Raw genomic sequence first — 12486 nt, 5'->3', positions numbered from 1 at the left:
CCAACTTAGTTAGATTCCAGTGTCAAGCTACTCGGATGACACCAAAGAGGCTATTTGAATCTAATTTACTATTCACAATCCCGGTTATTAGCTTATTTGAGTTGACTTTTCATCATAATTATGTAATAATTAAACATATTGTTTAATATTGAAGGTAGAATTATGATAGGAGAATATGAGTCACTGGGAAAAGTACTGAGGACGATTGAGGTTAAGGAAGGCTTAAATAAAGATAATATAATTGAGGAAATAAAAACAGAACTAGAAAAACAGGATCAAGGTCTATATAAAAATTGGGAGGAAGGTAAATTTGATGTAAATTATGTATTTCCTCTCTTCTTCTGTGAGTGTACGTTATTAACGATAGCTGCTGAGAATGGTCACGCAAGTGTAGTAGAGGTTTTACTCAAAGCAGAAGCAAATGTTAATGCAGTAGATAGTAATAAATGGTTTACTCCTTTACATGTCGCTGCTGAGAATGGTCACGCAAGTGTAGTAGAGGTTTTACTCAAAGCAGAAGCAAATGTTAATGCAGTAGGTATTGAAGGGTGTACTCCTTTACATTTCGCTGCTGGGAATGGTCACGTAGATATAGTAAACCTTTTACTAGAAAAAGGAGCAAATGTTAACGCAGTAGATCGATATGGAAAGACTCCTTTAGATTATGCTGAAGGTTATGCTAAGAATCAAGACGTAGTAAAAGCTCTATTAGACGCAAGAGGAGGTTCTTTTGTGAAAGCACGTAATAAGGCAATGATTGCTGGTGGAGTGAATACATTATTAGGCACTGCTATAGCAGTGGCACTTTTTACAACTGGAACAATTACAGCTCAGTTGATACCTATCGTTATAGCAGTGGTTGCAGTTACAGCAGCAGCACTGGTAGTTGGTTGTGCTACATATGAATTACTAAAGCCTAGTACTAAAGTTGATGGAGCAGAAAAACCAATTGTCAACTCAATAAATGAACAGCAGAGAGTTACTAGCATTTCTTCATATTAGAGCGCGTGACGCAGGTTCCTGGATCCCAGTACTGGGATGACAATGAAGGGGCTGCTTGAATAACAACGAAGGGTTATTTGGATAATAGCCGTACTTGATCTGGATCCCAGTGTCTAGGAACTGGGATGACAAGGGGGGATACTAGGATGACAACGAAGGTGCTGGAATGAAAGGAGTGTGAGATAAAGCTACTTGTATAACTGTTGCACATCCATAAACTCTTTCTCGTCTTGCATGCTGATGATAGTGTGAGTGTTGAGAGGTAAAGGGTCATTTCTATGTCCATGTCCTACCCCTTTTATTGTAAATACTGGAAAGTTAACACTTTTTGCAAACCTTTCTTTTACAATTTCAACAAGATTATCATTATAACAGTTAACAAAGTCACCGAATATTACTGCATCTACTCCATCAAAAATATGAGCTTGTTTTAGGTGATCTAGACTTCGCTCAATTGAATATGGATAAACTTTTATGTCTTCTAAAAATAGAATTTTGTTTTTTGCGTTTATTTGCCAAGCAGTTCCTATGCTATTTTCAACCAAAGTCATATTACCACCGATGATTTTAGACTCTAATTTGCCATTTTTTAGTTTAACTCCATTATTTATCATCTTTAAGTTGTCAAATCTGATAGAGTTGTGTTGGTTAAGAATTAATTCTTTTAATTTTTCAACAGAGCTTTCAGCAACAGAGTTATTTACTATCATTTCCAACATGGTGCCGTGAAGAGTTTGCCAATCATATTTAACTTGTAGATAAATATGTAAAGCAGTGATATCACTATAGCCTATGAGAATTTTTTTGTTTTGAGCAATTCTTTCTTTTTTATCATTGGGCAGCTTTTCTAGGTAAGGAATTAGCCGAGAAGCCCCTTCTCCTCCTCTGATACACCAAATTATTTTGCTATCATCAGTGAGCGCATTAACCAAATCATTCGCTCTAAACTCATCGGAGTTAGAATAAAATGGGTTGTCATTACTGTATATTTTCTCCGAAATGTGAGGATTAAAACCCAAAGTTTTTACGTATTCTCTTATAGTAGGCAGATCTGATTCTTTTCCTTTCGAAGAAGGAGCAATAATATCAACTTGATTTGCAGGATTAGTGAGTAAAAGGCATAGAAAATAAAGAATAAAGGAATACATTAAAATATCTTATGAAACTCTTGCTTTAATATATCATCTAATTCGCAAAGAGAAACTTTTACTCCTAGTTTTTCCATTGATGTAACGCCGTAATCTTTTAGTCCACAAGGAATAATACCCTCATAGTGGGAAAGGTTTGGAGAGACATTAAGCGCTATGCCGTGATAAGTTACCCATTTTCTCAAGCGAATGCCAAAAGCTGCTATTTTTTCTTCTACTCCTTTGTTGTTCACCCAAATGCCTATTCTATCTTCCTTAAATTCCCCAAGTATATTAAAGTGTTTTAAAACATTTATGATCCAATTACTTAGGTCTCTGATATATAGTTTTATGTCACATTTGTTTCTTTTTTTAAGATTTAGCATTAAATATATAATGCGCTGCCCTGGTCCGTGATATGTATATTTACCACCCCTACCTGTTTTATATATAGGAAATAATTTTTCAATAATGTCATCATCTGTTGCACCGATTCCTGCTGTGTAAAGTGGAGGGTGCTGGAGCAGCCATACTAGCTCATCAGACAAATTATTGTAAATTTGTTGAATTTTTGCTTCCATGAATTTCACAGAATGGTTATAATCAGTAAATTGGTTAGAGATTAGCCATTCTGTCATGTTCTATTTCTTTAGGTCTATCAATGTCATTCCAGCGCTTGACACTGGAATCCAGAAATTTAATTGTAGATAGCACACTGAACTGGTGAGCATAGTTGCTTTACGCTAAAAGGAACGTATTTGACTAAATTGTATAAAAAGATGGATCCTAGTGTCAAGCTACTTGGATGACAAATATGGGCTACTTGAATGGCACTATCGCAAACGAACTAGTGTCAGCTACTCAGATGATATCATTCTTGTAACACCAATTGATATAATTCAACTATAATTTTAATCTTTTAACAAATTTAATTTTTCAGGAGGCACATATGAATTTTAACATTTTTCAAAGAAAGAAAAGCAGTGAATACTCTGCTTTGCAACTAATGATGGAACCAAGTTGGAGTAGGCGTGATTATGTAAGTTTTGCTGAGGAAGGTTACATAAAAAATGTTATTGCCTTTCGAGCAATTAATATGATCGCAAGTGCTGCATCTTCGGTACCTTTTATTCTCTGCCAGCTTACTGACCAGGGAAAATCACAACTAAAAGCACATCCGTTACTGAAGTTACTTTATTCTCCTAATCCAATGACATCAAAATCAGAATTTATTGAGGGGATTGTAACTTATCGGTTAGTTAACGGCAATTCTTATATATTGATGATTGAGCTGCAGAACAAACCAACAGAGCTTTATCTTCTGCGCCCTGATAGAGTTGAAATTGTTCCGGGGAGAAGTAACGTTCCTTATGCCTATCGTTATACCGTAAATAACAACAGTTATGACTTTAAAGTTGATAAATTGACTGGGCGTTCAACAGTACTGCATCTTAAAACCTTTAACCCTTTGAATGATTGGTATGGACTTTCACCAATTGAGGCAGCTGCATATAGTATAGATCAGCATAATCAGGCTGGTGCTTGGAATCAGGCAATGCTGCAAAATGGAGCAAGACCAAGTGGTGCAATAGTTGTGAAATCAGAAAAGGATGGAAGCGTTGGAAACTTAAGTCAAGAGCAGTACCAACGCTTAAAAGCGCAGATAAATGATCATTACTCAGGTCCTGTCAACGCTGGAAGACCGATATTACTTGAAGGAGGTTTAGAGTGGAAGGAAATGAGCTTATCACCGAGGGATATGGATTTTATTGAGTCAAAACATAGCTCAGCTCGTGATATTGCGCTAGCTTTTGGCGTTCCGCCGCAGTTGCTTGGCATACCGGGTGATAACACTTACAGTAATTTAGTTGAAGCACGTCTTTCCCTTTGGGAACAGACGATTTTACCAACGCTAGAAAATATTATCTGTCACCTGAATTCTTGGCTAGTGCCCAAGTTTGGCAAAGATTTATGTTTGTCATATGATAAAGACGCGATAGAAATTCTAATGGAGAAAAGACAAAAGATGTGGAAATACGTGCAAAACGCAAGCTTCATGACGCTCAATGAAAAAAGAGAAGCTTTTGGCTTGCAACCGTTACCCGGTGGTGATAAGTTGAATTGATGTTTATATAGTATAGATATTTATACTAAGCTGTAAGAAATTAGAGGTATTTTATGTATCAAGAACAAGAAAATTCAGTAAGTAATTCTCGATTGACTCTTCCTCATATGGAATTATCGTTGAGAGCCAAACAAGATACTAATCCAACAGATAATGAAGGTCTTGTCCCTTTACATTATGCTGCTTGCGGAAATCGCTTAGAGCAAGTGAAATTATTGCTTAAAAACGGAGCAAATGTTAATGCATTGGATAATTATGGTTTTACTCCTTTACATTATGCTGCTTCCATAAATTGTAAAGAGGAGGTGGAATTATTGCTTAAAAACGGAGCAGATATTGATGTAAGAAATCATTTCGGTGCTACTCCTTTATATTTAGCTGTTCAGGGAGGCCATGAGAATGTGGTAAAATTATTGCTTAAAAACGGAGCAAATATTAATATAGCAGATAATTCTAGCAAGACTGTTTTACATTTATCTGTTCTCAAAGGCCACACAGAGATAACAAAGTTATTGCTTGGAGATATGGAGACTCCAAGTACAAGCTGCATCGATATAAGCATTGAAGAGTTACAAGTAACTAGTAAGTCTTATTATTAGAGGGTAGATGAAGTTTACTATCTCCTAAATCGTATCTGTTCAGATTCATGTGAAATCAGTCCTTTTTTTCTTGTCATGAAAGTAGCTGACACTGGGATCCAGTTTGACGAAAGCGCTCTACAACGTTTTTTGTGAAAAAGCCAGTGTCAGGCACTGACCATTTGTTGCTACGTTTTTGTCTATCTTATTTTGCCACCCTGCTGAACGGATACCCTAAATCATGTAGCTAAATGAGTTAACTATTTTTCTTGCTAACTAAGGTGTTGTAAATTTGGTCTACATCAAAACTCATCTTAGGGCACCAAATAGGGCCATCTAAGTGTGCCTCGATATAAAGAGGACTATTATGATTTGGTAGTATGAAAAAGAGTCTGAATATAGAAGTTAAGGAGAACTTAGATAAGATTAAATTAGAAGAGATAGAACCTGATGCTTGATCGATACTAAACTGTGAACTAGTTGAACATACACCACTGTTAATACTTACTTTTCCATTAATATTTTCAAAAAGCGTACTGCCATTATATATATCAACGTAAGCAAGCTTGGAAATTTCAGGTTTATTCTTACTGCTTAACAACTTAGTGATGAATGAATTAAAATCCACATTTGTAAACTCTATTTTCTGTGCTTGAAAGTTTACATTTCCTGATAAGTTACTAGCCCAATCATCAAAGCTTGTCCCTTGAGTTTTGATTTCACCACTTAAGCTTATCTTGCCATTTATGTTATTAACTCCTATAACTTCCTTGGTGTCCAAATTTGCAATAGAAAATTTTATGTGAATTGAGCCTGCTTTTAGATAACCCTGAAAAAACATTTGTCCATGTTCTAGTATGTAACTTATCTTTTTGATAGTGATAGTGCTGTTTCTTATCACTGTATCCAAGTTAAAATCTTTTAAGACGTTTTGCCCAATTTTAAATTCTGTAGTTTTGATTTGCACGTTTGCATCAAAATCTCCTTTCTCATCTAAAAAATTAAGCTGCTTTGTTGACCATTGAATTTGATTTATTTCATTTCTTGAGTTTCTTTTTACCTCTAATAGTTTTGGTAATTTAAAGATATTTCCATTAAATTTATTACCTGTAAGGTTTACGTCTAATAAAGGCTTAGTGTATTTTTGATCCACTAATATTTTTACACTACCGGTAATGTCGAAATTTTCTCCGAATAACTTTATTTTATCTGCAACTAGCTTGTTCTCTTGTATTTTTAATGAAAAATCCAAATCTTCAATTTTTGTACCATTGAATATAGAATCTTTAACACTAGTTCTTATATTTACATCATATTTAATATTTTTCAGCCATTGCACTTTGCTGAATAATGAATAATCATATTTATCTATATTAATGTTATGTATGCTAAATTTACTATCGATCATATTGTGTTTTTTTGTGTGATTTACCTTAATTGATCCTTGCCAAGATTCTTTGTTATTTAGCAATCTGATATCTGAAAGAGATAATATTCTAGGTGCTAAATATAGTTTAGAACTTGCTGTAAATTGACTTTTCTCTCTTTCTTGCATCTTGATAGAAGGTAAAATATGTGAAATGAACGACTCACCCTTTATCAATATATCACCATTAAATTCAGACAAGTTGCCATTGTTTGAAACTTTTCCTGATAAGCGAGATATATTATTGGTTCCAGGAAACTGAAGAAGAGTATCAACGTTTATTTCGCCATTAGCAAATTTTAGCGTAGCATGAAATTTGTCCAATATCCTGTTTTGATATTGAATATTTGAAGCTTCCATATTAAAATCCAAGCTCAGGTTCTTTGGCACAACCTCTCTAAAAGATTCTAAAAGACCCTTCATATCTGTTGTTTTGTGTGAGCCGTTTTTTAGGTCGACTTTACTAAAACTAATATTGATATTAGTATGATCACTTTTTCTATCATTTTGTATTATACCAGTGCCTTGCATGCTTTTGGACTCAATTTTTAAATCAGTTGCCGTAAACTCGCTTTCATTGAGATTGATATTGGATGATATCTCAATATTTTCGCTGGGAATCACATAAGAAAGGAAGCTAAGATTAATGATTTTTGCCAAGCCGCTCATAGAATCAGAATTATTATTAATCGTCAATACTAAATTGCCCTTGAGCTCTTCTTGATTTCTATTACCTTTAAATAGCAAATTTGCAAAATTTGAATCAACACTAATGTGTACATTATTTTTTGTGACATTAACCTTTCCAGAAAAATCGTAATTGTTGTCACCAATCTGTACTTCACCAAAAAACTGCTTATTTTTTTTTATAGCAACTTCCTTGATATTAATAGTATCGGCGTTAAAACTTATTTGGCTGTCCTTTATTAATATATCAACTATATTATCATTGGCTTTCGTATTTATAATATTAAGTAAATTTTCTTTGTTGCTTTTCATGCCCAAAAATGAGATTGACTTTGGTTGCAATGAAAATGAAAACAACGATGGCCTTATTTCAATTTTTTTTGCACTAATTAAATCTGATAATTTTTGCTCCTTGTTTTTGTTGTATTGTACATATACATTGTGAATAGTAAGTTTTGGAGTAATGAGCGAAACTTCAATTTTTCCTCCAACATGTACTTTAGCATCATACGTCTTCTCTAACTCTTTTACGATATATTCTCTGTAGCCACTCCAATCCTTAAAAGTTGCAGCAACGTGCATGAGAATTAATAGCAACGAGATTGATAATATGGCGTATAAAGAAAGTTTCATAATAGACCTCTCATTCCAGCATCCCTTCTCTTCTTGTCATCCCAGTTTGGGATCCAGGAAATTTGATTAGACATTAAGTTAATTAGCAAAAAAGTAGCTATTCTTATGTTAAAGCACAGCATTTTTACATGAGAAGCTGGTCTGATGAGCACTGGGTTCCCAGTGGAAATTGCTCTCAAACCACAACACTTATACAGTTGTGTGTGTGACACTGTGATCCAGTGTGACTTAAATAAGGTTTTCCAGATTATATAATCAACAAAATTTCTGGATCCCAGTGCTTGACACTGGGATGACAGGAATAGGTTATGGGATGAAAGAAGTGGATATTGGAATAGTAGCTGAAATGACATATAGCAATACAAAGGGTGTAATTTACACATATTTCAAATTATTCAAATTTCCTCTAAAAATCAGGTAAAGAGTGCTAGAATAAATAATAACACTCAAAGCTATTAAAGTTACTAAATAAACAATACGAGCTAGCCCTCTATCGAAAAACAACCCTGCTGATAAGTAATTAGAGAGATAAAGAACTATTGACATAACCAATGTTGCAGTGAGAATTTTTACAATATTTAGTAATAATGCTTGGCTAAGCTTATACATCTTATTTATTGTTAAATAATTAATCAATAAAATAGAATTTATCCAAGTGGAAATGGAAGTAGCAATAGCAATTCCTATATGTTGGTATTTGTTCATTAATAGGAGATTTAGTATTACGTTAATTCCAAGGCACGTTAATGAGAACATAGTTGGTATTTTTAGCTTTCCCCTAGCAAAGAATGTGGGTAGCAATACTTTATTTATAATAAATGCGGGTAAAGAAAGAGAAAATGCTACTAATGTAGGAACAGTTTGCTGCACTGCATAATAATCAAATCGGCCGTAAGAAAAAAGCGTAAGTAAAATCATGTCAGGAATAATGATAAAAGCAGCAGTTATTGGCATAATTAATATTAACCCTATATTAAGGGCCTTGTTCTGTATTTTGACTATATTCTCAGTATCATTTATTCGTTTTGAAATCATAGGAAGAAGTACTGTACCAATTGCAGTGCCAATTACTCCTTGCGGTAGTTGATTTAGTCTATCGGCATAATATATATAAGAAACTGCATTTGGTATAAAACTCGCCATGATTGTGTCAATCCATACACTTATTTGTATTACACAATTGTTGATAATTGCAGGTATTACACGCTTGAAAAACAACTTCACTTCGTTACTTAATTCTAAACTAAAAGAAAAGAAAGCCTTTAATTTGTATGCACTAAATATTATTAAAAGTAGCTGCAAAATCCCTCCAATCAGGACGGCTATAGAAAGGTTATGAGCCGGTGTTTCAATGTAAGGTAAAAACAAACTGATGATTAAACAGAGGTTCAAAATGATTGGTGAAATAGCTGTTGAAGCAAAATGCTGTTTTACTTGCAACATTCCACCAATAAGTGATGCGATTGACACGAAGATTATGTAGGGCATCATAATTTTCGACAAAGTTACAGTAAAGGTAAATTTATTTTGGTCAAATCCAGGAGTGAAGATTTTGATCATGTAAGGGAAGAAGGTTTGTGTGATAAGGCAAAAAATTACTAGAATAATAAACGTAATGGATATTACACTACTTGCGAAATTAAATGCCTTTTTATTATCATATGACTCTGCAGAGTATAATGGTATGAATGAGGTAGTAAATGCTCCCTCTGCAAAAAACGATCGAAATAAATTAGCAAAGCGAAACGAGGAAAAGAATATATCTGCAAGAGAAGTTGCACCAATAACCGTAGCAATCAATACATCTCTTATTAGCCCTAAAATTCTTGAAATAGCTGTAAAAAAACTAAATGTGAAAATACTTTTAAACATATCACGATTTCAATACGATTAACTATAATGCTAAAAGCATAAATGAAAATGTTTATTCGCTAAACTTAAAACTCTATGCAAAAGTAGGTAGCTTAAATAATTAATTGACTATTTATGCTTGTGTGTTAGAAATTTTATACCTTGGCGGGCGTAGCTCAGTTGGTAGAGCGTCAGTTTGTGGTACTGAATGTCGCCAGTTCGATCCTGGTCGCTCGCCCCACTAAAAATTTCCACTTTACATAAATATAAACATTAGATATTTTTGCACGTCCGTTAGCATTCCTTGTTGCTTTAGTATTTAGATGGCGGAGGGGAAGTTTGCGATTTAGAGTAAAAATGATGCCTATTAATTAGTGAGAGGGATTGTATGTATATTTGTTTGTTAGCTTATAGTATAGTGTCAGCACTAGGAATATTAGCTTGGTGGTTGAGTTTTGACACTTCATCACCTTTAGCCATAGGTGCAATTGCTGGTTCTATGGCTCTAGCATTGATTGCGGTTTTGCACGTAGGATGTTTGCTATATAAGTTTTGCAAAAGAGATCCTATTGAGGAAGATCATGGAAAAATAGCAATTTTTTTGGGTATGGCTATACCTATAAGTACTATGATTGGGGCAGTGCTTAATGCAAGTGTGATTGCTGTTCTTCCTAACCCAGTAGTAACAGTGATTATCTTAGTAAGTGCAATAACAGGGCTAATAGCAACAATTATGGGGGTTTATGTAGCCACATCTTTAGTGCATTGTGCAGATGAAGCAGCAATTACATTTGCAGCAAGTGCAACTTCGATTACAGATTCTACATTTGTTAGAATATCTCAGGAAGAAGAAGTGGATGAGCGTATTACCTCTCCTACAGTTGAAAAAGTTTCTTCTGTAAAAGAGACGATAATTTGAGCTAAGTTAGTTTGTAACACTGGAATCTGTAAAATTTGACATCAATCACTGATAGTTGGAATATTATAGATTAGGAATTACTCAAGAAGATGCATAAGTACGACGTAGTGGTAGTAGGTGGCGGTCATGCCGGGTGTGAAGCAGCTACAGCTGCAGCACGTCTTGGTGCAAGCACGCTACTTATAACTCACAAAATTTCAACTATAGGAGAGATGTCTTGTAATCCAGCAATTGGAGGAGTTGCAAAGGGTGTTGTAGTTAGAGAAGTAGACGCCCTTGATGGAATAATGGGGAGAGCTATCGACCGAGCAAGCATACACTCGGTCGTTTTAAATGGCAGCAGAGGCGCAGCAGTATGGGGCCCACGTGCACAAGCAGACCGAAAATTATACAAAAAAGCAATACAGGAAATTATTCTAAATTATAACAACTTGACAGTAAAAGAAGAGTCAGTTGACGATTTTCTTATCGAAAGTGATAGCAATGGAGAATCTTATATAAAAGCTGTAATAACAGACTCAGGTGAACGTATACTGACAAGCAGAGTTGTTTTGACTACAGGGACTTTTTTACGTGGTGTGATTCATATAGGAGAGCAAACAACTCCTTCTGGAAGAATAGGAGATAAACCTGCAATAGAGCTTGCAAACACGCTAAAGAAGTATGATTTTAAACTGGGCAGGTTACGTACCGGAACTCCACCGAGGCTTGATCGTGGCACTATAAACTGGTCGGTATTACAAGAACAAGTGGGTGACAATCCACCTACACCATTTTCTTATCTTACAGAGAAAATTAACCAGCCTCAGGTTTCATGTTTTATTACTCATACTAATGAACATACACACAGAGTAATTCGAGAGAATCTTCACAGATCAGCTTCTTCATATTTAGATAACGTTATTGCACCAAGATACTGCCCATCAATTGAAACTAAAGTTAAAAAATTTGCAGAAAAAAATAATCACCAAATATTTCTAGAACCAGAAGGGATTGATGATAACACTATATATCCAAATGGAATTTCAAATTCATTGCCCATCGAAGTGCAGTATGAAATGATAAAGAGTATAAAAGGGCTTGAAAATGCAGAAATATTAAGACCTGGATATGCAGTTGAATACGATTATATCGATCCACGAGAGCTATTTCATACTCTCGAAACTAAGAAAGTTAAAGGACTATATTTTGCTGGTCAAATTAATGGTACCACTGGATATGAAGAAGCAGCTGGGCAGGGAATTATTGCCGGAATCAATGCAGCACTCTCTTTATCTCAAAAAAGTTTTGTTCTTCATCGTACAGACTCATATATCGGTGTAATGATAGACGACTTGGTCACTAAGGGAATTACCGAGCCTTACAGATTATTTACCTCGCGTGCAGAATATAGACTGGCAATCAGGTCAGATAATGCAGATAGAAGATTGACACAAAAAGGTTATGACATCTCTCTTGTGTCGCATGAGAGATACTCTGTTTTGCAGGGTAAACTTAAATCCATTAAGCAACTTGAGGAGAAATTAGAGAGCCTAACAATTACTCCTGAGCAGCTCAGGTCCTATGGCATTAAAATATCTTATGATGGAATAAGAAAAACAGCATTAGATTTGCTCGGTTATCCAAATATTGACTGGAATAAATTACGAGAAATATGGCCAGAGTTAAACATGGGTTCCAGTGTCAGCTACTTGCATAACGCCAAAGCACCTCTTCCTGTCATCCAAGTAGCTGACACTGGGATCCAGTACTTGAATGATGATGGAATGGATGCAGTTGACACTGAAAAAAATGTAGATTCCAGCGTCATGTGCTGGAATAACACTATAACTGATAGCATAGCCAAGAATGAAATATATGAAGCAGTTGCAATTGAAGCAAAATACAAGCCTTATTTAGTAAGACAAGAAGCAGATATGAAGTTTCTACAAGAGGAAGTTAATACTCAAATTCCAACTAATTTCAACTACTCACAGATTAAAGGCTTGTCAACTGAAGTGATAGAAAAGTTGCAGTCAATAAAGCCAGCAACAATTGGTATTGCGAAGCAAATACAAGGTATCACTCCAGCAGCGATAGTTAGCATATTAGTGTACCTTAGGAATAAGAAAACGAAAATAGCTGCTAATTCTGCGTAA

At 34.9% G+C, this 12486-nt stretch carries 9 protein-coding genes and 1 tRNA gene; 6 read left to right on the top strand and 4 right to left on the bottom strand.

Features of this window, described 5'->3' with window-relative positions; all coding sequences use genetic code 11:
* Positions 1-162: 162 nt before the first annotated feature.
* Entirely contained in the window at positions 163-1002 is an 840-nt protein-coding gene (locus WP_RS03235) for an ankyrin repeat domain-containing protein (RefSeq protein ID WP_007302074.1), read from the top strand.
* 188 nt (positions 1003-1190) lie between these two features.
* Here the strand turns inward: WP_RS03235 and WP_RS03230 are convergent, their stop codons facing one another.
* On the bottom strand, positions 1191-2150 hold the full coding sequence (locus WP_RS03230; protein ID WP_007302073.1) for an LD-carboxypeptidase: 960 nt from the start codon (positions 2148-2150) through the stop codon (positions 1191-1193).
* The gene (lipB, locus tag WP_RS03225; protein WP_007302072.1) at positions 2150-2767 is read right to left on the bottom strand and encodes a lipoyl(octanoyl) transferase LipB; all 618 of its coding nucleotides are present in this window, start codon (positions 2765-2767) and stop codon (positions 2150-2152) included. The genes WP_RS03230 and lipB overlap by 1 nt, the downstream gene beginning before the upstream one ends.
* 311 nt (positions 2768-3078) lie before the next feature.
* Between lipB and WP_RS03220 the strand changes: the two genes are divergently transcribed.
* Together WP_RS03220 and WP_RS03215 are read left to right on the top strand one after the other, a co-directional pair.
* Positions 3079-4254 (top strand): phage portal protein, encoded by a 1176-nt coding sequence (locus tag WP_RS03220; protein ID WP_007302071.1) that lies wholly within the window; start codon positions 3079-3081, stop codon positions 4252-4254.
* Between the two features lie 53 nt (positions 4255-4307).
* On the top strand, positions 4308-4853 hold the full coding sequence (locus WP_RS03215; protein WP_007302070.1) for an ankyrin repeat domain-containing protein: 546 nt from the start codon (positions 4308-4310) through the stop codon (positions 4851-4853).
* 235 nt (positions 4854-5088) lie between these two features.
* On the opposite strand, the gene WP_RS03210 is transcribed toward WP_RS03215, so the two are convergent.
* The gene (locus tag WP_RS03210) at positions 5089-7578 is read right to left on the bottom strand and encodes an AsmA family protein (protein ID WP_007302069.1); all 2490 of its coding nucleotides are present in this window, start codon (positions 7576-7578) and stop codon (positions 5089-5091) included.
* Positions 7579-7953: 375 nt separating this feature from the next.
* On the bottom strand, positions 7954-9450 hold the full coding sequence (gene murJ, locus WP_RS03200; RefSeq protein WP_007302067.1) for a murein biosynthesis integral membrane protein MurJ: 1497 nt from the start codon (positions 9448-9450) through the stop codon (positions 7954-7956).
* Between the two features lie 144 nt (positions 9451-9594).
* Here murJ and WP_RS03195 point away from each other — a divergent pair.
* The 3 genes from WP_RS03195 to mnmG all read left to right on the top strand — a co-directional run bounded on the left by WP_RS03195 (position 9595) and on the right by mnmG (position 12486).
* A tRNA-His gene (locus tag WP_RS03195) sits at positions 9595-9670 on the top strand.
* 147 nt (positions 9671-9817) lie between these two features.
* On the top strand, positions 9818-10348 hold the full coding sequence (locus WP_RS03190; RefSeq protein ID WP_007302066.1) for a hypothetical protein: 531 nt from the start codon (positions 9818-9820) through the stop codon (positions 10346-10348).
* An 89-nt stretch (positions 10349-10437) separates the two neighbouring features.
* A complete protein-coding gene (mnmG, locus tag WP_RS03185) occupies positions 10438-12486 on the top strand; it encodes a tRNA uridine-5-carboxymethylaminomethyl(34) synthesis enzyme MnmG (RefSeq protein ID WP_007302065.1) in 2049 nt (682 codons plus the stop codon).

The organism is Wolbachia endosymbiont of Culex quinquefasciatus Pel (assembly GCF_000073005.1).
Lineage (GTDB): Bacteria > Pseudomonadota > Alphaproteobacteria > Rickettsiales > Anaplasmataceae > Wolbachia.
This window is presented reverse-complemented; position numbering and strand designations above follow the sequence as displayed.